Here is a 22,229-nt window from a genome sequence, read left to right on the forward strand (position 1 = left end):
ATGATGGTTGATCGTCGATTAAAACGCGGCATAGCTGTATCCCTTATTCTAGCGATGCTATTCACTCTTGTAAGTTTCCCATTGAGTGCAGATGCAAGCAGTGCGAATTATTCAATTGCAAACGACTTTATGAAATATTCAATCAATTCAAAAACGGGTGGATTTTCGATTGAAACCGTGGATGGTCATCCACAAAAAGCTTTTGACAACAATATTCCGCTTCTCTATAAGGAAGATACGGCAAGAAGCAATGGAACATCATTTACTACCGTTCGGATCGATGGAAAAGATTATATTTTCGGTCAGGAATATGGATGGTTCGGAATAGATACCAAGCTTCATGAACCTGTTGTCTCTGAGCAAAATAGACTTTTGACGATTGCATGGGATATCAAGGGTTACACAATCACACAAAAGGTTTCCATTTCTACTGACCCTAATAACTCGCGGGTTGGGAACGTTGGTATTTCATATGATGTGGTCAATAATAATAGCCAAGCGGGAACGGTAGGTATTCGTCTCCTTCTAGATAATGCGCTTGGTTCAAATATCGATGCACCCCATGTCCTTGTGAACCCAAAACAACCGACCATCGTGGAAACAGAATACAGTGGTGAAAACCTGCCACAACAAATCAGATATGTGGATTCTCTTTCAGCTTCAGACAAAATGGCCTACGCCCTTTTGTCTGGTTGGAGTGGGAACAAAGATGTAAATGTGGATAAAGTTATTGTTGGACATTGGGTTAATCTTGCAAATACAAGATACGATTATACACCGAATCCTAACGTTGACTTTACGAACTATTCAAACAAATATTTAGTACCTGATACGGCAACAGCATATTATTGGAATGAAAAACCCATTGAGGCAGGGGAAGTGAGAATTTCAGAATTGTTATATGGTGTTGGTAACTTTTCTGATCAAACACAAAAGAAAGAGGTAGCAATCGGGATCCAGACAGATAAAGTTCAAGTGAATGAAGGCAAAGATGGATATCTAAACGATGGTAAGTTTAAAGCAACAGTAACCATTGATAATAGTGTTACAGGAGCTAAAGAACTAATCGAACCGGTGGTTACCCTTACTCTCGATGAGGGACTTACTTTTGCAGCGACGAATACAAGAGAATATACGGTGAGAATTTCTGGTGGATTAAACATTGGTACTGTATTTGACATTCCCGATCTAGAAATCATCGCAGAGAAACAATCCATGATTACAGCAAAGCGATTAATAGTTTCGTTAAACGCAACGGCAATTATGGATTCAAGCACACATAAACTGGTTGAGTATAGTGCGAATTCAAACATTTTAATTCCCGCGATTAAAGGGGAACTTCCTGATGTCTCCATGAAACATATTTTCCCTTCTGCAGTTTTTCATGAAGGAGACAAAAATATAACCGTTTCTGGAGATATGAACGAATTGAAACAAGCGATTACAGGAATTGATGGATGGGATCTTTATCTTGTCTCTGCATCAAGCGGCGCAACTACGTTAATCGACAAAAGAAAAATAAGTTTTGTTGAAGATGGTCAAGCTCTTTCGTTCTCTACCAATGAAAATTTGCCTGTTGGAAAATATAACATTGAATTCAGATTTACAAATCAACAGTTAATTAGTGCGTTTAAAGAAAAGATTATTTCTACAACTGGGTTAGATGTAACAAATAATCTGGCGGATAAAAGTGCAAGCTACGGAATTGTTTCACTAGTTCGAATAACAAACTCTTCTAATAATAGACAGTTATATGATTATGTTAATTTTGAAAACGAAGATGTAATGAAAAAATTTATCGAGGGTAGCGTCACTAGAAATGGTATTGTTCATAACAATATAAAATATGTAGAAGATGAAACCGAAATTCTATTGACCGTTCGTGGGAAAGTCAGGTTAATGGGTACGGGTAAAGATCGATATTACTCTGCCAGTAAAGCCGATGGCGACATTACGATTAACAACATCTTGACGTATGATAGCAACACGCCACTTAAGATGACAGTTACGGACGCTGGCGCAAAATTAGAAGGCGATGGCACCATAAAAGTCATAAACTCTGTTAATGTATGGCATAATAAATGGTTTTATGAAGTTAAAAATGGAGTGAAATACAGCTTGGATGGTGAAGCTGTTTCCGAGGATGAGGCTAAAGCATTAGAACTGAAATTTGGAGATGCAGGTTCTATGCTACAAAATATTGCAGGATTTTTAATCAATATCAAGTACGGTGTCATGACTCAGGATAAGGAAGACTTCGGAATTAGCTTCGGCGGAAAGATTTCAATGCCTTTAAAAGCAGCAGATAAAAATAAAGGTGAAGAGCATTATGACTACAAGGGCTCCCTTACTGCCGAGATTAGTGATATCCGCTATGGTAGTAAAGATAAGAAAATCGGTTTTATTGGTGTCAATACGACACTAGCTGTAGCTCTGCCAGAAGATTTACTAGGTCCATTAGTAGGAAATAAAGTGGGTGCTATGGCAGAAGTAACAATAGATACGATTGATGGAATCTATAAACTAGATTACGGAGTTGCTCTTACCATGCTAGAAGTAGAAGGTTCGCTGGCATTTAAAGAGGTTCCTATAAATAATGTTCCAAGCATCATGCTTGATGAACTTACATTCTTCTTAGCAAGTAATACGACGAAAGTTCCGATCGTTACGCCATATGTATTTATGACAGGGCTTGGTGGAGGTTTCGGAAATCTTGCAGAGACTATTTCCGGAACATCAGACGGTAAACTTCCACCCATCACACTTCATCTTCGAACAAGGTTATTAATAAATCTGGTTATTGTAGGTGACTTCAAGCTGGAGGCAAAACTATCCGGTCTTAGTCTTGAAGGTACGGGTCGGTTGGCAAAAGACGATGAAGGAAGATTACTTAATCTTGAAGCGGGAATGAATGTTCAGTGGATATCACCATTTCAGCTAAATGCCTTTGGTAATATTAGTATTCATGCCGGGGCGGTTCGTGGTGGTATAACGATTAAAATTACTGAAGATTATTTCTATGGTTATGTATACGCAGGATTCTATATTCCAACTTCAGTCCCCATCATAGGAGGAAAGGAAATTGGAGGCGTTGAGGCAGCTGTTTCATCTGACTTTGTGGGTGCAAACATGAAAGTTATCGGCGTAAAATTTGGCTTTATCTATTATTGGGATGGCGATTTTAACTTTGGTAGTTCCATCAATCTCGCTTCTAGAGGAAAAGCTGTACACTATGTTCACTCGGAAGAACTGGATGCGAGCGGAAATCTTGTGCCTACCACTGCATTATATGGAACGAATATGAGAAGGCTCACGACAAAGGAAATAGCTAAAACTAGAGCCGGAGATGGCATTACAAAAGAAGTGATCCCGGCATCAAAAGATTCACTACTCTTTGAAATCCCACTTCGTGGCCATGTCAAACCTTCTGCATCTGAAATCATAGTCACTAATCCAGCGGGTAATAAATTGACAATGGTTGAAGACGATAATAAGGGAAATGGAAACTATCTTGTTCAATCGATGAATGGTAAAAATACGTTGTATATTTCAGTGATTGATCCAGCACTTATTGTTGGTGGTAACTGGTCCATTTCAGTGACAACACCAAATGTGTATATTGACAATTTTGAAGTAAACAGTGTTGAAAATATCCCGGAGCTTACAGGCATTAAAACTACGCATAGTAATAATACGAGCCGTGAGCTTGATGTGTCTTGGACAACGGACGGGCAAAGTGCATATTCAGGAGCAGTTAATGTCTATGTCACCAAAGATCCATCCATTATGCAAACCATTGAATCAGATAACATGCAAGACACATCATCATTAATTAGTATTGGTAATCTTGAGCTGGATGAAATTAAATCAGGTTCTCATGTCTTTACACTTCCGGAGTCTTTCCCTGAAGGGAAGTATTATGTGGTTGCAATGCTTGTTAACCATCTGGGTGGAATGAGTAAGCAGATCACTGCATCTCCAATCACTTTTACCAATCCATTACTTCCACAAGAACCTAAATCAGTATCAGCGGAATACAGTGGAGATGGATACGTGAAAGTTAACATCAATGGAAGTGACCAAACTGCAACCCATTATTTTGTGGCGATTGAAGATGAGAACGGGGTTGAGATTGAGAATTCCTTTGGTCAGTTCCCTGTAGGCAGTGAAATTAGGTTGAAACCATTAGAAGACCAAACCAACCTCCCTCTATTAAAGGAAGGCAAGAAGTATTTTATCAAAGTAAAATCCGTTAAAATTGTTGAGTCAGCACTTAATGCTACGGAATATTATAGCTCTACCAAGGTTGCATCATCGCAAAGCTTTGTTATGCCTGCCATGGGTAAACCTAAGCTTGTCAGTGTTGAAACCAATATCGACAAATCAAAAGAAAATTATTATTTAAGGACTGGACAATTAGAGGCAACGTACACGTTTGATCGACCGGTCAAAATGACATTGACCCTGAACAAGGAAAACAAGAACACGCCTGAAGAATTTAAGACGGTTTGGTCATTTGAAGAAAACCTTGAAGACGGTGAGAATTTGATTGACTTTACTGCAGTTAGTGAAAATCGAGACACCATTCAAGGTAGCAGATCATCAGGGGCAATAGGTGTTACTGTTGATACAAGTGCACCGATATTACTTTTAGGTGAAGAAGTAGAGCCAAGCCTTGATAAGGAGCCGGTTGATAATACAGTCAGCAATCAAGTTGTTTTTGTTAGTGCGGACTCAAGATATAGCTTCCATGGGCTAACAGAGGTATCTGCATCATTAACTTTAGATGGTAGTTCAGAAGGTATTGTGATCCATCCAGACGGGACATTTGTCGTTAATCGTAAGAGTTCAAGTCAAGAACCAAACGAAACTTTACAGCTTAAAGCAGTTGACAAGGCTGGAAACGAAACGGTTGTTCCCGTTTATCTTGTGAATCGTGAATTGTCAGAGTTTGAGAGTATTAAACTTATATCTGACCTTGAGAACTCGCAGAATCAACCTGATGTGATCGAACTTGGGATTGGCGGAAAAACAGTGCTTTCTGTTAAAGGTCTTCGTCAGGGTGGCGAATTGGATTTAAAAGAAGAAGATATTGTATGGGATGTTCTATATAATCAGAACATTATCAAGATTTCACAGGATGGTACCATTGAAGCTTTGGCTCCAGGCGAAACGGCAATCAAAGTTGGTTATAGACTTTCTGCTTTTGAAGATAAGAATGGAAAAATAGTCTATAAAGAACTGTCAGATGTAATCAACATTCGTGTGAAAGATCTTGGATATCGTTATGAAGTTCGGCAATCACAAGGATTCTCGTTGTTCACCCTATATACGGAGATCAATATGGGTAAAGCAACAGTTGTGATTGACGGCAAGAAACAAACGCTCTTGTATGACAATCTTAAAAAAGCATATATTGGTTCTTCAAGAGAACTTGTCACGGGTGAACAATTAACAGCCAATCTTGTTTTTGAACCAACATTGAAATCTCCTAATCTTCTTCGTGGAGATACGAATGGTAGTGGGGCTGTAGATCGAGCAGACGTTCTGGCGACGATAAAAGGGATATTAAATAATGTCTACAATGGCTTTAATTCTTCTGAAGACTGGATGAGATCTGATATAAACGGTGATGGTGTTGTTGATATTGTAGATGCACAACTCATACTAATGGAGGCACTGAGACGATGATGAAGCAATTGAAAGTGATATTGTGCATGCTACTTCTGGTAGCTACTCTACCATCATACGTCTACGGGGCAGACGATGCTGCTGACCTTAGTTATCGTGTGGACATCACAGTAACTGACAGCTCTGGTTCTCCAAAATCTTCATTTGATGTTGGAGAGAACATATTTGTGAAACTAAGTCTTGCATATACTGGTGCGGGTAAAGCGCCGGTATATGGTTTTCAAGGAAAGCTACACTTTGATTCTTATGTTGTAAAAAACACGAGTGTCAATATGCAAAAAGACATTTCAATGAATTATTCCGATGGTGACATCAATTATGTATATCTCGATATGACTGCCAACGGTAAAGATGATGAAATCATGAAAAATATTGGAACTGCCGTCTTCCAAGCTAGAAATAACGGAACGTTCGATTTTTCTTTAAGTAACTTTCTCATCACGAATAAAGATGCAAGTCTGAGGGGAATTGAACCGTTTGAAGATGTACAAATTGTGGTCGGTTCTGGTGTAAAGGAAATCTCTAAGTCTGCACTATATGAAGACATTGAGGCTGCAAAAGCTTATCTTGCTTCAGTTACGATTGCGGATAATCCCAAAGTCATATATTATCCAGACTTTTGGTATACAACAAAATCCGCTCAAAATCTAAGAAGTGCGATCTCTAAGGCTGAGGCTGTTTTTGAGAATGAAAACGCGTTGGATACGGAAATTTCAAAAGCTATAGAGTTGCTTGAGATTGCATTTTCTAATTTTGAAAATTCGAAAATTGTAGGCCCGAAACGTTGGGTTATCACGGACGAGGATTCTAATGCTTCTAACGGTGGTTCTAATGGTTCTAGTGGTTCTGGGGGCCCTAAACATCAGCTTAACTATACGGTTAACGCTTCTGTAAAAGGTGGGAATGGTAAAATTGCTGATGGCTTCGAAAATCAAACGATTCGTGCAACAACCTCTGCCACGATCAGAGTGATTCCTGATGAAGGGTTTGAAACAGAATATATCATTGTCAACGGCGAAAAATTCATAGGTCGTGACATTTATACCATTCCAGAGATTAGTCGTGACACAACTGTCGTTGTTACATTTGTAAGAAAGACTCCTTTTACAGATATAGCACATGACGATTGGTTCTATTTTTCTGCAAGATATGTTTATAATGCGGGGCTATTCACTGGAACTTCTGAAACAGAATTTTCACCCTCAAAGAACATGAGTCGTGCAATGCTTGCTACTGCACTATATCGTATGGAAAATCAACCTAATGTTAAATTTGCAGATGTGTTCTCAGACGTTCAAAGTGGTCGTTGGTATTCAGATCCTATTATTTGGGCAAACGAAAGCAAGATCGTTAACGGATATGGTAAGGGGATATTCGCTCCTAATGTTTCAATCACTCGTGAGCAAATTGCGGTGATGCTCTATCGATACGCAGAGAGTAGAGGATTGAGCCTGCAGAGCAAAATTTCAACCCTTAGTTTCAAAGATGCAGATAAAATTTCGGCCTTTGCCAAAGAGTCAATTCATTGGGCTGTGTCAAAGGGCATTATGAATGGTAATTCTGATCTGACTCTAAATCCTTCTGGTCTTGCAACCAGAGCAGAAGTTGCTACGATGATTCAAAGGTTCAAAGAATTAGAATAAATTGAACTAAAGATTATTTACACAGACACTCCGATCACAGAATAACCTTCCAATCGCTGTTATTCCCAGATTTTTTTGATTCCTTTGTATAAAGGGAAAATCGGGTGATAAGTGTATGCTTCTGATACAGCTTTCTTTCAGAAAAGCTGTCAGGCGACGTATAGGCTTCCGAAGTAGTTTTCTTGCAGAAAACTTGTAGCTTCGCATTTTCAGGTTCTTTCTGTCCTCTCCGGGATCGTGCCAATGATTAGTTCAATTTATATAGAAGAATTTTAAGTGCCTATAAACCAAACTGACATGGAGTTTTTCTTTGTCGGTTTGGTTTCTTCTGTTAATATGGATTTTGGAGGAGGGAATGAATTGAGAAAGGGTACAAAGTTCACATTATGGATTCTCGGCTTGATGCTGGCTGCTATTTTCATTAACTTCTATATGAATTTATATAGCTTTGCGTATGCATTAATTACTGTACTGTTGCTTGCCTTTACGGGATGGGGGTTTCTGGCCAAGTTAAAGAATGACGTTCGCCAGCATGAAGATCATCATAAACGAATGCATGATTCTGCGATGGATGATATGGATCGGTACACTAGGTAGGCTGAATCTTTGTCTTTTATTACTTCTATTAACGGTGACAGCATGTGGTGCAGATGATATCAAGCAATCCCAAGTGAGTGCAATTCACTCATAGCATCTGATTCCCCTTATATTCCAATCATTATAATGTTCCTGCGACAAACTTCCAACGTAGACTGTAAGACTCTAACCATGCAACCAAAAAAGCACTGCCGGCAGATCGCCAGCAGTGCTTGCTTGATGTTATACGGGTCTTACCGTGAACGTAAAATGATATGGACGATTGGCTTGCAGCGTATACTCTGGATGCGTACGTGCACTCCAGCTGTCGTCACCGCCAACACCCATCTGCATGTAGTTGATGCGAGCGATGGTATGTGAGCTTGCCGGCAATTTGTAGACGTGGTCGTTTGCTTCCAGTTCTTCAGGCGACCATGGCAGTGCATTGATTTCAAACGGCGAATTGGCTTCAAAATGCAACCCCATGCTGCCCTTTGCAGCATCTTCGCCTACAGCCGATGTAATCTCAGCGTAACGGACATCCGTTTTGTTACCACATTCCTGTGGTTTCAGGTAAGGAACAAACTGATCACGAACGGCTCCGGTGTAATAGCCAAGGCGTGCACTGGTCTGACGGTCGATATAGTTGTCATGCGGCCCTCTACCATACCATGAGATCGTATCCAGACTGTCTTTTAATTCAAACAGCATACCGAACTCAGGAAGTTCAGGCAGACCTGCACCGGAGACGAGGGTTTGACTGATTTCAAGCTCGCTATTCGGTTTGATGTGATAGGTGATGGACAGCGTACTTCCCGGGCTGGCATCCCACGTATAATCTGTTGTCACATGACAGTCCTGCGCATCCGTATGATGTTCAAAACGAATCAGCTTGTTGGTCGCATGAGCGTCACGCCAGAAAGCGGCACGTTCATTCAGTTTGTTACCCAGATCGTTATCGGTCATCGCACGCCAGAAGTTCGCACGAGCAGGTGCCAGTAATTGCTCCTGAGAGTTAATCTGATAGGAAGTAAGTGCGCCAGTAACCGAACTGAAGCTTATGGAGACTTCACCCGCATTCACTTTCAATCCGCCATCTTGCAGTTCCTCCACTTGAAGCGCGTCACTTGCTCCCGCAACAGGTTGCTGAATTGCACGCAGACGAGGAGATACGACGAATTGCTCCCAACCAATCTCATGTCCTGCTTCTGCCCACTTCGTAGCTTTCTTGGTTTCCAGAGAGACAGTAAGAACAGCTTCTGTGTACAGGTCGGAAGATGGTGTGTAAGGGATATGGACTTCAACGGATTCGCCAGGCTGTGCAGCAATGTCCAGATGCCCTTTTTCCACAGATACTCCGTTATGGGACAACGTCCAGGCGAGTGCATATTCGTTCAGGTCTGTGAACAGGAAATGATTCGCGATGCGAACCAGTCCGGTTTGCAGATTGAGCGCCTGCATGCGAACGTTCTGATAACATTTTTTCACTTCTTCCAGCTTCGGCGTAACCGTTTTATCTGCCAAAATCAGTCCATTACCGCAGAAGTTGCCGTCATGCGGAGACTCGCCAAAATCTCCACCGTAAGCGAGATATTCTATACCGTCTGCTGTCTTGGTACGAATGGATTGATCCACCCAATCCCAGATAAATGCCCCTTGTAAAATCTCATATTTATCAAACATTTCCCAGTACAGGTGCAGACCGCCACAGGAGTTGCCCATCGCATGGCTGTATTCACAGATGATATAAGGTTTTTTGTCCCCTTTCATCCGTGCATACTGTTCGATATCGTTCGGGCTGATATACATCGTGGATTCAATATCACTTGCCGAATCGGTAGGGCGGTAGTGATAAGTTCCTTCATAATGAACGAGTCTTGTTGGGTCGGCTTGTTTCAGATAGTCGTACATGGCGATAAAGTTATCGCCGCCAAACGATTCATTACCAAGCGACCAGATGATGATGGACGCATGGTTTTTGTCCCGCTGGAACATGGAGTTACAGCGATCGATGACGTTGTCGCGCCATTCCGGCTTGCTTGCCGGGATGTTGTCGTCGTTCATTTCTTTTTGCCCATAGTACCAAGTACCATGTGTCTCCAGATTCGTCTCGTCAATCACATACAGTCCGTATTCGTCACACAGCTCATACCAGAGCGTCTGGTTTGGATAGTGCGATGTGCGCACGGCATTAACGTTATAGGCTTTCATCAGCTCGATATCACGAATCATATCCTCACGGCCGATGGCCCGTCCTGAATCTGGCGAGAATTCGTGGCGATTGACACCCTTGAACACGATGCGTTTGCCGTTAATTTTCATCAAGCCGTCCTTGATCTCAAATCTGCGGAATCCGACACGGGTACGAACAGCCTCGACCGTTTCGCCCGAAGTATTCTGGATGGACAGCACCAATGTGTACAGGTTAGGCGTTTCGGCACTCCACAAGAGCGGGTTCGCAACTGGAGTAGAGAGGTGTAACGTTATTTCTTCTTCATTGGCAAAAGAAACCTCTGCAGCGAGCGGCTGATCCAAAACAAGCTTCTGCTCCGCATCATAGAGCTGTGCTTGAACCGTCAAGCCTTCCACTTGCTGTCCAGCATTATGATTGTACAGTTTCACATCCAATTGCAGTTCTGCATTCTGCAAAGCATCATCGAGTTCCGTCCGAACGAAGAAATCAGCGATCTGAACCGGCGAAGGCGAGTGCAGATATACGCCGCGGAAAATACCGCTAAGCCGCCAGAAATCTTGATTCTCCAGCCAGCTTGCATCACACCAGCGATAAACCTCAACTGCCAGCTTGTTCTCACCTTCTGTTAAATATGCCGTGATATCAAACTCCGCAGGTGTGAAGGTATCCTCACTGTACCCAACAAGTTCTCCATTCACCCATACATAAAAGGCAGATTCAACGCCTTCAAAGTGCAACAGGACCGGACGATCTTTCCAGTCCGCAGGAACTGTAAAAGTGTGAATATAGGAACCGACAGGGTTATAGGTTGCTGGTGCAAAGGGTGGTTTTAACTCAGGCTCGCGCTCCACCCAAGGATAAGTCATGTTCGTATAGTGGGGATAATCATAGCCTTGAAGCTGCCAGTTGGATGGGACAGCGATGTTATCCCAGTTGCTGGCATCATAGCTGGTTTCGTAAAAAGAAGTAATGCGCTGTTCTGGCGTTTCAGCAAAACTAAACTTCCATGAACCATTTAGCGTCTGGTACCAAGGGGACGAAGTGAATTCATTGGACAAGGCTTCTTCTATCGTTGGAAACGCTACCATATTGGCATGGGCTGGCAGACGATTCACCTGAAACGTCTCGGGATTGTTGTTCCATTCCGGATATCCGTTAGCCGGAGGGGTGTGCACAAGTTTCTTTCGCATATCAGCAGCTCCTTTGATCATGTTATAATATATTCACAGTATAGAATTGATCAGGTACTTAGAAAATAAAGAATATTGCCCATATATATCACAATATGAAACTAAAGCTGGAGAGCGTGGTGTACCGCATGAATACACGAATCTTTTTTGGTAAAACAGACGAAGCCGCACGTCTGCCAGTCTATATGACGACCGTTGGGTATTGGGAACATCAATTTGAAACGGAGCGCCCGGAAGGCTTTCCCGATTACCAGATTCATCAGGTCATTCAGGGACAAGGCAGGCTGATTATAGAGGATGAAGGAGAATATATCGTTGGCCCAGGGGAGGTGTTTATCACCTACCCCGATATTCCGCATGAGTATAGGCCTATTACGGATCACTGGGAACTGGCATGGGTATCCTTTCAGGGGCGGGAGGCAAGTCAGCTACTGGCCTATGCGGGAATCACCAGTTCAGGAGTATATAAGCTTAGAAAACCCGAACTGCTGAACGCTTTGGAATTGTTGCTTGTAAGGGAGGAAGGCACGGGGGATGCGATGAATGCTGCCGATGATCGGGACAGTTCCAAACACCTGTATGCCTTGCTACTGGATCTGAAGCCTTTGCTCATTGTGTCGGACAACGATAACGACGAGATGGAACGGTTGAAACCCGTGCTACGTTACATTACAGAGCACCTGGATCAGCCTTTGTCGCTGAAGGAACTGGCGGATGTGGCTGTTGTATCTCCTCAATATCTATGTCGGTTGTTTCAGAAAGCTTTACATGTGAGACCTGTGTTTTATGTCAACCAGGAACGAATCAATCGTAGCAAACAGCTGATGTTCAGTGAGCGGGAGCTCCGAATTTATGAAGTGGCTGACCGGGTAGGGTATGAAAATGCGAGTTACTTCTGTACGATATTTAAACGACATACGGGCATGAGTCCCGAGAAATTTCGCAAACTGCATGGTTTAGGCTGATAAGACGAGTAATAGTGCCTAACTTATTTTTCTTCTGTTCTTCATCTGTCCTTCGTTCATTTTTTGATCTGTTCTTCATCTGGATTTCAGTTTCTCTTAAGGTTGAGGGATTAATATAAATCTTGTAAACCCCTTCTCGTGTTAAATAGATGTGTGACTGGCCCTGTTCGGATTGTCCTCCGAGCAGGGCACTTTTTTTATGTTTAGCTGAGCGATCATACTCATGATATGATGAGAGAGAAGAATGAGCATAATTATATAATGTGAACCAAGAGATATTGAGAGATACCGGGAGATACCGATTAGATGAGGCTCTTTTTCGCATAAAAGGGAAAGGCAGGGAAATGCATGGACGCTCGTCTGCACGCATTGTATCGTCCGGTACAGATGAATGGGATGGACCCCCGTACATACTACATAGAGAATAGTCCTTCCCCTGTGCTTACACCTTATATAGCCTGTTATTGGGAGTCAGGAACTCGGGAACATATGGAAGATGGCAAGTATGGCATAGATGGAATGGACATGGACATCAAGGTCAATGACTTAAGGTTGAAATTTCCGGCCTCTGCCCGGGTATTACCAGATGGTTGCACTGACATCCTGATCGATTATAATCCAGAGCAAGAAAGGTATACGTATAGCTATTGCGGCAATTACATGCAGCCTTTTGCTTTTCCGTTATCGTTGACAGCGCCTACTACGGGAGCATATACGTTTGGGGTTCGCTTTTTTCCCGGGGGAGCTCCTTTTTTACACGGTCAGTCACTGAATTTGTTTACAGACCGACGTATACCCCTGGAAGAATGCTGGCCAGACCGATGGGACGAGCTGCAGTTGAAGATGGAGGAAACGAGGGATTTTGCCCAGCGTGTACAGGTGATGGAGTCCTACCTCCGCCGAGTGACCCTGCACAGTAGCCCGATTCATCATCATGCTGATCAGGATTTGCTTCGTAATGTGCTCTATCGGATCTTCAAGGATAATGGCCGCTTGAGTATACAAGACCTTGCCCAGGGAGAAGCTGTCAGTGAACGTCAGTTGCATCGCAAAATGACCGAACAAGTGGGCATCAGTCCCAAGCGTTTTAGTGAAATTGTTCGTTTCCATCAGGTGCTGCATGGCATTCGCAAAGGCTTGGCTACGGACGGAGCTGAACTGGCACAGACGTATGGATTTTACGATCAGGCGCATCTGATCAGGCAATTCCGCAAGTTTTACGGTGATACACCGCTAGTTGCTGTTCAGGAGCATCAACAGATGTTGTCCGAAAAGTACAATGATGCGGCCGTATCTTCCGTTATACTATGAATCATAGACTTATCACAAAGGAGTAATGAATCATGAATGGAACATTGCAAATTCGAGAGCATCTGTTAACGGAACTGGAAACAGGCGTACGCACAGGCGCTTCGTTAATTCGTCTAATTCGTCCGGAGGACTGGGCGTATCGTCCGCAGGACAATATGCGTTCCCTTGTGGAGCTGGTGCATCATTTTATTCAGATTACGGCTTCGGATCTTGTCATCATGCAAGAGAAAGGTGAGGCTGAAGTAGGTCAAGTGGAGAACCGTTTATCTGGAAACCAGGATATTGAGCAACTGGAAAAGACATTATGGAGCAATTTCGAGGCGTACAAAGCATATATTACAAGTCTCAGCGAAGAGGACTTTCTGAACCGCTCTACCAAAGCTTTCTATGCAGAGCATGGACACCTGCAGGTGCAGTGGCAGATCGAAACGCTCACACATGTGTTCCACCATCGCTCACAGCTCTATAATTACCTCAAACAACAAGGCCATGAATTGAACTTTTTTATGCTGTATGCCTAGTTTGTTCCTGGGTATGTTCTTGGACAAGCAGCTCTGCCGGATCATCCGGTGGGGCTTTTTTTGTTTTTCGCGGGATACGTTATCTATTAAACTTATATGTCAGCTATAAATGTACGTTCTACCAGGGTTAATTCACCGTGGCTTTACTAGATTTGAAACATAGAATACCGTATCAAAGCAAAAAGGAGGTGATTTTGATGGCCATCCTTTTACCATTACAGTTCTACAATCTGCCAGCGGGTGTGGGTAAATCCTACTATGAAAACCTGTCTGGCGGCACCAATGCAAGTGTTACGGTGAACAACAATGGACCGTTTCCGGTATCTCTCGTCATCACTCGTGTAAATGCTCCAGTTGTCACTTATATTGTTCCGGTGAACAGCAGTTTGAGCATTACCGCAAGTCAGGTGCTGGTCTTCGCTTTGCTGGCGAACCAGGGAGGTGCTGCTTCCGGTACGATTGAAGTTGCTTTGGCGTAATCTATCGGATGTTAGTAGAACGTATGAACCTCTGCCGACAGGGTCGGCAGGGGTCTTTTTTTATATTGAAGCCTTGTCGTAAACAGGGGAAGGCGTATCAAACTACATAAAATGTTGGGGCCCGAGAGTTTACTCTGAACCGTACACGATTAATGGAATAGTATAGACCGCACGTTGAGACTGTGCCTGGGATTCGGGAGGTTGATAGAATATGAACCGTAAGCAAACCAAAATATTGGAAACGCAGCGACTTGTATTTACGACATGGGACGAAGGTGATCGTGCCCTCGCGTTTGCGCTCTGGGGTGATCATGAGGTGACCCGGTGGGTTCGTGGCAACGAGGTTCTGAGCGAAGACGAAGTAGAGGCGAGGCTAACTCAGGAGATCGAGCGTGAGAAGCAGGAGGGGGTGCAGTACTGGCCCCTTTTTCAGAAAGATTCAGACGTGTTTATCGGCTGCTGTGGCCTCTGCACTTATGATCCGGAGGAGAACATCTATGAGCTTGGTTTCCTGCTGACTCGGGATCACTGGGGACAAGGCTATGCGCAAGAAGCGGCGCAGGCTGTTGTTCGTTATGCTTTTGACAAATTAGAGGTAGCGACGCTGGTGGCAAGTCATCATCCGGATAATGAAGCGGCATGTCACATTTTGAGCCAACTGGGATTTGAGCAAATGCACGAGCGACGGGATGAAGCAACAGGTGTGATGAAGCCTTTCTATAGATTACGGAAAAATAATACTGCCCGCTGATTAACGTTCTAGGGTATCTTATCTTGAGTCGTTTTCATGCATTTTTTATTTCGCGTTCAGCTTCTATTAAGGTGGGAAAGATATGATAACTCTTGTAAACCCCTTCTCGTGTTAAATAGATGTGTGACTGACCCTGCCGGACGACGGCGGGGTATTTTTTTGCTTGTTTTCGACGTTTTACAATAAAATAAAGATAAACAAAAATAAATAAAATAATAATCTGTGTTTATTATTGACTAACAAACAGAAACAAAGGTATAATGAATGTGAAAAAAGGAACTTAATTTGATCGTGACAGCCCCATTTTATACTTGAACATAGGAGAGGATAGACATGAACGTGACCCTTCAGACCGAAAGACAGCAACCTGCCGGATTCAATATTCCATTTGTACGCGAGATGGCAGAGATTACGCAGCATATGTGGAAAAATGGATGGGATGAGCGTAATGGCGGTAATGTCAGCTATCTACTGAAAGAGGAAGAGGTTGCACCTTACATTGACATTCATCATGTGATCCGCACCATTACACCTGCCTTTTCCGTGCAAGAACTGGCGGGACAGTATTTTATCGTTACGGCATCGGGCAAATATTTCAAAAACGTGCTGGCAGACCCGGAAGGCAATCTGGGTGTATTGCGTGTATCTGCGGATGGACAGGAGCTGGAGGTATTGTGGGGGCTGAACGGTGGCGCGAACCCGACAAGTGAACTGCCGACCCATTTTATGAGCCATATTGAACGTTTGAAAAGAGACCCGAACCACCGGGTTGTCATGCACAACCACGCGACACATGTACTTGCGATGACCTTTATCCATGAGCTGGATGAGGCCAAGTTTACCAAGACACTCTGGCAGATGTGTACCGAATGTGTGGTGGTATTTCCAGATGGCGTTGGGATCATCCCTTGGATGATGCCCGGTTCGAATGAAATCGGCCGCGCAACTGCGGAGAAAATGCAGGAGTATCATGCGGTCATCTGGCCGCAGCACGGCATTTTTGGAACAGGTACAACGATTGACGAAGCGTTTGGTCTGATTGAGACCATCGAGAAAGCAGCACAAGTGTACATGCTTGTTGCAGGTCACGATATCAGGCAGCGGATTACGGATGAGCAACTACTTGCTCTTACAGAACAATTTGGCGTAACCCCTCGTCCCGGAATCATTCAAAGTTATTTGGGCTCTTTTAGATCGAAGTAGGAGCATGGGCAAAAAGAACACATTCATTCATGTCTAATTTCCCAATGATTGAAAAGCGGTAAAGTCTAAGACAATATTATTTATTAATTATCCGATGAAACATCTATAAATTGTCAGGTTGTTATATGAACTAGGTTTGATTAGAATTTGTTTAACTGATTAATAATCAAAGTCGCAATTATATTTAAGTTTAATGTGGGTAACTTAATTAATAATTTCAAGGGGGTAAAAGGCACTAGTGATTGTTCTTCCTTTAGCAGATTCTCCCATTCGTTGCTATCAAATCCATGCATACCGCTTATCTATTATTTTAAACTATCCTGAATGTCTTCCCTGGTTTTACTCAAATTATATTCAGGTTGTTGGTAGAACCTCTCATCAAGAAGACTTGTTTAATTACTCTATTGATTTTCATTTAGCAACAGAAGAATTTCACACAGCAGTTCCTTGGCTGGATTTTTGTCCAATGTCGCCCAACATTTTTTTTGAAAAATTATCTTGTGATGTTCATGATGTTCTACGGTATTCAATTGATGAAGGACATTATTTGTATACAATTGTAGACGAATATTATATTCCATCACGTAAAGCCTATCAAATTGAACAAAAATATTATCATGACATATTAATTTATGGTTATGATTTAGCTAACAAATTATATTTGGTTAGTGGATTTGATCAGAATATGCAATATGAAAAAACAAGTGTTCCCTTTGAATTAATGGAGAAAGCTATTCACAGTGCAGGGGCACCAATTACTCAAATTTACAAAAAAAATATTAAATATGAGTTGAATATGAATCTTATCAAAGAGTTATTGGAGGACTATATGTACTCCAATAACTCTTCTAAACGTAATATGATGAATTCTAATCCGCTATCGGATAGTCATTACTATGGAATGAGCACTTATGATGGATTTATAGAGCATTTGAAAGGAATACAACATAACACTTCAAGCAAAGATATACGAATACCCCATTTATTATACGAGCACAAGGAATGTATGATGCTTAGGATTAAATACTTAACAGACCTAGATAGATTAAAAGAACCGAATGAAATTATTTCAAAGTACAAGATGGTGCGTGACCATTCTCTGATTTTGAGGAATTTATATTTAAAAATGATAATAACTAACAATATTGGTTTGGTTGAAAGTTTAAATTCAGCCGTTGTAAAATTAAAAGAGATAGACATTGACATTAGTGATAAGTTGCTTAACAACTTGGTGATTTAGTGGAATCTAAACAGATACTGTATTTCTTTGGTATAGAAATTTTAAAATATGAAGTTCCTCTGATGTAGTTATCTTGGCCTTGGGTTCTTTGAACCGAAGGTCTTTTTCTTTTATCAGGCAAACAATCGCCGTTTTGGGTCAAAAACGTTCATTTTGCTTAGCAAGAAAGGCTTTGTTATCGAATATTGAATCGTAGAATGCATTATCACGCGCTGGCGATTTTCGGGTGAAATGACGTATTGTCAATGGCTCTGCGATTTTGCATAATAACTATGCTTCATAGATAAGAACAGACATTGTTACCCAGATGAGAAGCAAAGAAGCTTATAGACAAGAGATGGAAGGAAGTTATGATCATGCTTGGCAAAATGAAGAGAATCTTAATCGGCAAGCCAATGAAGTCGGCTGAATTGGATGCAGAAAAATTGGGGAAATGGAAGGCGCTCGCCATCCTGTCTTCCGATGCTTTATCATCCGTGGCCTACGGTACGGAACAGATTTTGCTGGTGCTGGTTGCGGCGGGATTCGCCGCCTTGTGGTACTCGGTTCCGATTTCCATCGCCGTGCTGGGATTGCTCGTCATTTTAATTTTTTCGTATCGCCAGACCATATTTGCTTATCCTACAGGGGGCGGCGCGTATATCGTAGCCAAGGATAACCTGGGCACCACACCGAGCTTGATTGCCGGGGGTTCATTGCTAGTCGATTATATCCTGACCGTGGCTGTAAGTTCTTCCGCAGGTACGGATGCGATCACATCTGCTTTTCCTGTACTGCATGACTATAGTGTCATTATTGCGCTTATTATGATTGTGTTTCTGACCGTTATGAATCTACGAGGGGTTACGGAGTCAGCTTCGGTGCTGGCGATCCCTATTTACCTGTTTATCTTTTCGATTGCGATACTCATTATTTCGGGTGGATTCAAATTTCTGACTGGTGGTATGCATGCTGCGGCTCCGGAATTCGGAACAAGTCTGTCGCATGTCAGTATCTTCCTGCTGCTTAAAGCGTTCAGCTCTGGATGCTCGGCTTTGACCGGGGTTGAGGCGGTTAGTAACGCCATTCCGAACTTCAAGCAACCTGCGGAGAAAAATGCAGCCGGAACGTTGCTGCTGATGGGATGCATCCTTGGTGCCATGTTTATCGGTATTACGCTGTTAGCCTTTGGGTATGGGATCAAACCTGATCCCAAAGCAACGGTCATTTCCCAGATTGCCGAAGCTACGTTTGGCAGAGGATGGATGTATTTTATTATCCAGGGTGTTACAGCCCTGATCTTGTTCCTCGCGGCGAATACGGCATACTCTGCTTTCCCGCTGTTGTCCTTCATGATGGCGAAGGATAAATATATGCCGCATATGTTCATGGTGCGAGGAGACCGTCTGGGCTTCTCCAACGGGATTATTTTTCTCAGCGTCATGTCGGCACTTCTTGTCGTTGGATTTAAAGGGGATACTGGCAACCTGATCCCGCTCTATGCGGTCGGGGTGTTCATTCCTTTTACACTGTCGCAGCTCGGCATGATGATACGCTGGATTAAAATTAAACCGTCAGGGTGGAAGACAAAACTGCTGGTGAATACAATCGGTATGCTGACCACACTGTCGATTACACTCATTTTTATTTTCACCAAGTTCACGCAGACATGGGTTATCTTTATCTTCTTGCCACTGGTCGTTTATGTGTTCATGCGCATTCGCAGCCATTACTGCAACATCGCAGACGAACTACGTATCGATATTCAGGTGGATAAACCGGCCAAGAAAGGCAATACGATTGTTATTCCGGTGGCGGGCATTACTCGGGTGGTGATGAATACCATCAGTTACGCCCAGACGATGTCGGATCATGTGGTGGCACTGTACATCGGCTTTGATGATGAGGCTATACGGAAGATGGAGCAGAAGTGGGAAGAATGGAATCCAGGCGTCCGTCTGGTCGTAATCAAATCGAGGTACCGCAGCATTATGGGCCCGCTGAAGAAATTCATTGATACGGTGGAATGGAAAACAGCCGAAACCGATCATATCACCATCCTGATACCGCAATTTATTACGAAGCACTGGTGGCAAAATGTACTGCATAACCAGACCAGCTTCATGATTCGGGCTTATCTAATTAATTATAAAGATGTGATTGTGACGACGGTGCCGTATCATCTGAATCGGTAATGGAAAATGAATGTAAAGCAGGTTTTATCAATATAACGTTAATGTTTAATATAGTATTTACACATATTACCGCAGGGAAATCTCCAGATTGGAGGTTCCTTGCGGTTTTTTGCGCATTTGTGCAGTTTGGTAAATTCATCCTGTTCTATGTTGCGTTATGTAAAACGGTTGGGCAAGGATTAACTTGAATTTGATGCAAGTTCCATATTGCTGTGACATTGGAAAATTAAACTAGAGTTCGTGGTGCTGAGTTCAGATGAGTTATTCATCTCAGAGCTTGTACACCGAGAGCATAACCCAAGAGGTGTAATCCAAGAAGGGTGTTCAAGGAGGAAAAACTTCAGATGAGTGATCTTGACAACCAGTTCAGCCTGCCTGCCATAAAACGGCGTATAACCTCGAATTCCTACAATCGTCGGACAACTTCGCTGCGGTTGCAGCGGATGAGGGAGAACGTGCTGGCTTACGGTTTTCTAGCACCATCGCTGCTTTTGTTCGCTGTGTTTCTGTTTTATCCCATGTTCAAGTCAGTGTACTTGAGTCTGCATTCTACCGACCCGACGGGACAGATTGCGGCTTATGTAGGGCTGGATAACTTCAAAGCGGTATTCCAGTCAGGTCTGTTTATGCAAGGCATGAAAGTGACATTACTGTTTGTTCTGTTCACCGTACCGACAGGCATATTCGTAGCCCTTATACTGGCGGCTTTGACTCATAACCGCTTTAAGGGAATGCGTGTGTTCCAATTTGTCTTCTCGCTGCCTGTTGTGTTATCGGTAGGCTCGTCGGCCGTCATCTGGAAGTTTCTTTTCCATCCGACGCTGGGGATGCTTAATTATCTGCTTGGCAAAGCAGGCATTGATCCAATTCCTTGGTTAACGAGTCCCGATTGGGCATTGGTTTCAATCTCCATCATGACGATCTGGATGAACCTTGGTTTCAACTACATCATTCTATCCAGCGGATTACAGGGAATTCCGGATGAGATCTACGAAAGTGCCAAGATGGATGGGGCGAGCGCTTTGCTCACGTTTCGCAAAATTTCCATGCCGCTGTTGTCGCCAACGTTGTTCTTTGTGACGGTGGTATCCATCATTGGTGCGTTTCAATCGTTCGGTCAGATCAACATTCTCACGCGGGGCGGCCCGATGGATAGCACAAATGTATTTGTGTATTCCATCTATCAGGAAGCATTTGTGAACTTCCGCTTCGGGACAGGAAGTGCACAGGCTTTAATTCTGTTCGCGGTCATTATGCTACTGACCCTGCTTCAATTCAAATGGGTAGAGAGGAAAGTGCATTACCAATGAATGCAAAATGGAATCAGATGTTGCTCTATATGTTGCTGACGATCAGCGCTGCACTGGTATTGTATCCGGTGATGTACACCTTCTTCATGGCGGTGATGATGCCTGAGGATGCGAGTGCGTATCCACCGCATATCATCCCGACATCCATTGATTTATCCAACTTCGCAGAAGTGTTCGATATTGTGCCGATTGGACGATTCATCGGGAATACCTTTCTGGTGGCGGGGTTGACTACGATCGGGCAATTAATTACAGCCAGTATGGCTGCTTATGCTTTTGCCAAAATGCAATTTAAAGGTAAAAACGTTATCTTCAGCATGTTTGTGGCCACCATGATGATTCCGTGGGAAGTGACGATGATTCCGAACTATCTGACCATTCGCAGCTGGGGCTGGCTGGATAGTTATCAGGGAATGACGGTGCCGTTTCTCGCAACCGCATTTGGCACCTTTCTACTCAGGCAGTTCTTTATGCAGTTGCCCAAAGAGCTGTTCGAAGCAGCAAAGATAGATGGATGCGGACACATTCGTTACTTCATCTCACATGTCTTGCCGTTGTCTCGTCCGGCACTTGGCACACTGGCGATCTACTCGTTCCTCAGTATGTACAACGCGTATCTCTGGCCGTTGCTTGTAACCAACACACCCGAGATGAGAACGGCTCAAATCGGAATTTCTATGCTGGAGTTCCAGGAATCCACGGCGTGGAATCTGGTGTTTGCCGGAACTGCGATGGTGATCCTGCCATCTCTGCTACTACTGATCTTTGGACTAAAGCAACTAGTGCGAGGCATGGCAGCCGGAGCACTTAAGGGATAAAGGAAACCTGCATCACCGTTCAGGTTACGCATGAAATGCCATGAGCGAATAAAATGAGGCTCGCCTTGTATAAAAGGTTTTGATGAGCTGCAAGAGTAGTGGAGGAGAAGAATCAATTCTGAAGAAGCGAAGCGTTCGCCTTTGTCTCTGGGATTTTAACGAC

At 43.1% G+C, this 22,229-nt stretch carries 14 protein-coding genes; 13 read left to right on the forward strand and 1 reads right to left on the reverse strand.

Going from position 1 to position 22,229, the window contains the following annotated elements; all coding sequences use genetic code 11:
• The 3 genes from ACT89M_RS06945 (at window position 1) to ACT89M_RS06955 (ending at window position 7,931) form a co-directional block, all read left to right on the forward strand.
• Window positions 1-5,691 (forward strand): dockerin type I repeat-containing protein, encoded by a 5,691-nt coding sequence (locus ACT89M_RS06945; protein ID WP_154890852.1) that lies wholly within the window; start codon window positions 1-3, stop codon window positions 5,689-5,691.
• Window positions 5,688-7,334 carry an S-layer homology domain-containing protein gene (locus ACT89M_RS06950; RefSeq protein ID WP_154890853.1) on the forward strand — a complete coding sequence of 549 codons (1,647 nt, stop codon included), beginning with the start codon at window positions 5,688-5,690 and terminating at the stop codon, window positions 7,332-7,334. The genes ACT89M_RS06945 and ACT89M_RS06950 overlap by 4 nt, the downstream gene beginning before the upstream one ends.
• A gap of 360 nt (window positions 7,335-7,694) precedes the next feature.
• Window positions 7,695-7,931 (forward strand): hypothetical protein, encoded by a 237-nt coding sequence (locus ACT89M_RS06955; RefSeq protein WP_090918193.1) that lies wholly within the window; start codon window positions 7,695-7,697, stop codon window positions 7,929-7,931.
• Window positions 7,932-8,153: 222 nt separating this feature from the next.
• Here ACT89M_RS06955 and lacZ read toward each other — a convergent pair whose 3' ends face one another.
• Window positions 8,154-11,294 carry a beta-galactosidase, LacZ type gene (gene lacZ, locus ACT89M_RS06960; protein WP_154890854.1) on the reverse strand — a complete coding sequence of 1,047 codons (3,141 nt, stop codon included), beginning with the start codon at window positions 11,292-11,294 and terminating at the stop codon, window positions 8,154-8,156.
• Window positions 11,295-11,389: 95 nt separating this feature from the next.
• Here lacZ and ACT89M_RS06965 point away from each other — a divergent pair, with 95 nt between their 5' ends.
• The 10 genes from ACT89M_RS06965 (at window position 11,390) to ACT89M_RS07010 (ending at window position 22,066) form a co-directional block, all read left to right on the forward strand.
• A complete protein-coding gene (locus ACT89M_RS06965) occupies window positions 11,390-12,259 on the forward strand; it encodes an AraC family transcriptional regulator (protein ID WP_253496378.1) in 870 nt (289 codons plus the stop codon).
• Between the two features lie 348 nt (window positions 12,260-12,607).
• Window positions 12,608-13,570 carry a helix-turn-helix domain-containing protein gene (locus tag ACT89M_RS06970; RefSeq protein ID WP_154890855.1) on the forward strand — a complete coding sequence of 321 codons (963 nt, stop codon included), beginning with the start codon at window positions 12,608-12,610 and terminating at the stop codon, window positions 13,568-13,570.
• Between the two features lie 32 nt (window positions 13,571-13,602).
• Window positions 13,603-14,091, forward strand: a complete 489-nt coding sequence (locus ACT89M_RS06975; RefSeq protein WP_154890856.1) for a DinB family protein — start codon at window positions 13,603-13,605, stop codon at window positions 14,089-14,091.
• Between the two features lie 197 nt (window positions 14,092-14,288).
• A complete protein-coding gene (locus tag ACT89M_RS06980) occupies window positions 14,289-14,570 on the forward strand; it encodes a hypothetical protein (RefSeq protein ID WP_090918184.1) in 282 nt (93 codons plus the stop codon).
• 211 nt (window positions 14,571-14,781) lie between these two features.
• Window positions 14,782-15,321 carry a GNAT family N-acetyltransferase gene (locus tag ACT89M_RS06985; protein WP_154890857.1) on the forward strand — a complete coding sequence of 180 codons (540 nt, stop codon included), beginning with the start codon at window positions 14,782-14,784 and terminating at the stop codon, window positions 15,319-15,321.
• Window positions 15,322-15,654: 333 nt separating this feature from the next.
• A complete protein-coding gene (gene rhaD, locus ACT89M_RS06990; protein WP_154958524.1) occupies window positions 15,655-16,524 on the forward strand; it encodes a rhamnulose-1-phosphate aldolase in 870 nt (289 codons plus the stop codon).
• Window positions 16,525-16,762: 238 nt separating this feature from the next.
• The gene (locus tag ACT89M_RS06995) at window positions 16,763-17,764 is read left to right on the forward strand and encodes a hypothetical protein (RefSeq protein WP_487345144.1); all 1,002 of its coding nucleotides are present in this window, start codon (window positions 16,763-16,765) and stop codon (window positions 17,762-17,764) included.
• Window positions 17,765-18,120: 356 nt separating this feature from the next.
• Window positions 18,121-19,938, forward strand: a complete 1,818-nt coding sequence (locus ACT89M_RS07000) for an APC family permease (RefSeq protein WP_090918178.1) — start codon at window positions 18,121-18,123, stop codon at window positions 19,936-19,938.
• A gap of 443 nt (window positions 19,939-20,381) precedes the next feature.
• Window positions 20,382-21,248 carry a carbohydrate ABC transporter permease gene (locus ACT89M_RS07005; RefSeq protein WP_090918458.1) on the forward strand — a complete coding sequence of 289 codons (867 nt, stop codon included), beginning with the start codon at window positions 20,382-20,384 and terminating at the stop codon, window positions 21,246-21,248.
• Window positions 21,245-22,066, forward strand: coding sequence for a carbohydrate ABC transporter permease (locus ACT89M_RS07010; RefSeq protein WP_341181734.1), 822 nt, complete (start codon window positions 21,245-21,247; stop codon window positions 22,064-22,066). Before ACT89M_RS07005 ends, ACT89M_RS07010 begins: the two co-directional genes overlap by 4 nt.
• The last annotated feature ends 163 nt before the right edge of the window (window positions 22,067-22,229 follow it).

The organism is Paenibacillus sp. NN59, from assembly GCF_057597225.1.

What these genes read in the sequence shown, in the direction of transcription:
- ACT89M_RS06945 (WP_154890852.1), top strand. Translation starts at nt 1, where the DNA reads ATGATGGTTGATCGTCGATTAAAACGCGGCATAGCTGTATCCCTTATT.
- ACT89M_RS06950 (WP_154890853.1), top strand. Translation starts at nt 5,688, where the DNA reads ATGATGAAGCAATTGAAAGTGATATTGTGCATGCTACTTCTGGTAGCT.
- lacZ (WP_154890854.1), bottom strand. Translation starts at nt 11,294, where the DNA reads ATGCGAAAGAAACTTGTGCACACCCCTCCGGCTAACGGATATCCGGAA.
- ACT89M_RS06965 (WP_253496378.1), top strand. Translation starts at nt 11,390, where the DNA reads ATGAAACTAAAGCTGGAGAGCGTGGTGTACCGCATGAATACACGAATC.
- ACT89M_RS06970 (WP_154890855.1), top strand. Translation starts at nt 12,608, where the DNA reads ATGGACGCTCGTCTGCACGCATTGTATCGTCCGGTACAGATGAATGGG.
- ACT89M_RS06975 (WP_154890856.1), top strand. Translation starts at nt 13,603, where the DNA reads ATGAATGGAACATTGCAAATTCGAGAGCATCTGTTAACGGAACTGGAA.
- ACT89M_RS06980 (WP_090918184.1), top strand. Translation starts at nt 14,289, where the DNA reads ATGGCCATCCTTTTACCATTACAGTTCTACAATCTGCCAGCGGGTGTG.
- ACT89M_RS06985 (WP_154890857.1), top strand. Translation starts at nt 14,782, where the DNA reads ATGAACCGTAAGCAAACCAAAATATTGGAAACGCAGCGACTTGTATTT.
- rhaD (WP_154958524.1), top strand. Translation starts at nt 15,655, where the DNA reads ATGAACGTGACCCTTCAGACCGAAAGACAGCAACCTGCCGGATTCAAT.
- ACT89M_RS07000 (WP_090918178.1), top strand. Translation starts at nt 18,121, where the DNA reads ATGCTTGGCAAAATGAAGAGAATCTTAATCGGCAAGCCAATGAAGTCG.
- ACT89M_RS07005 (WP_090918458.1), top strand. Translation starts at nt 20,382, where the DNA reads ATGAGGGAGAACGTGCTGGCTTACGGTTTTCTAGCACCATCGCTGCTT.
- ACT89M_RS07010 (WP_341181734.1), top strand. Translation starts at nt 21,245, where the DNA reads ATGAATGCAAAATGGAATCAGATGTTGCTCTATATGTTGCTGACGATC.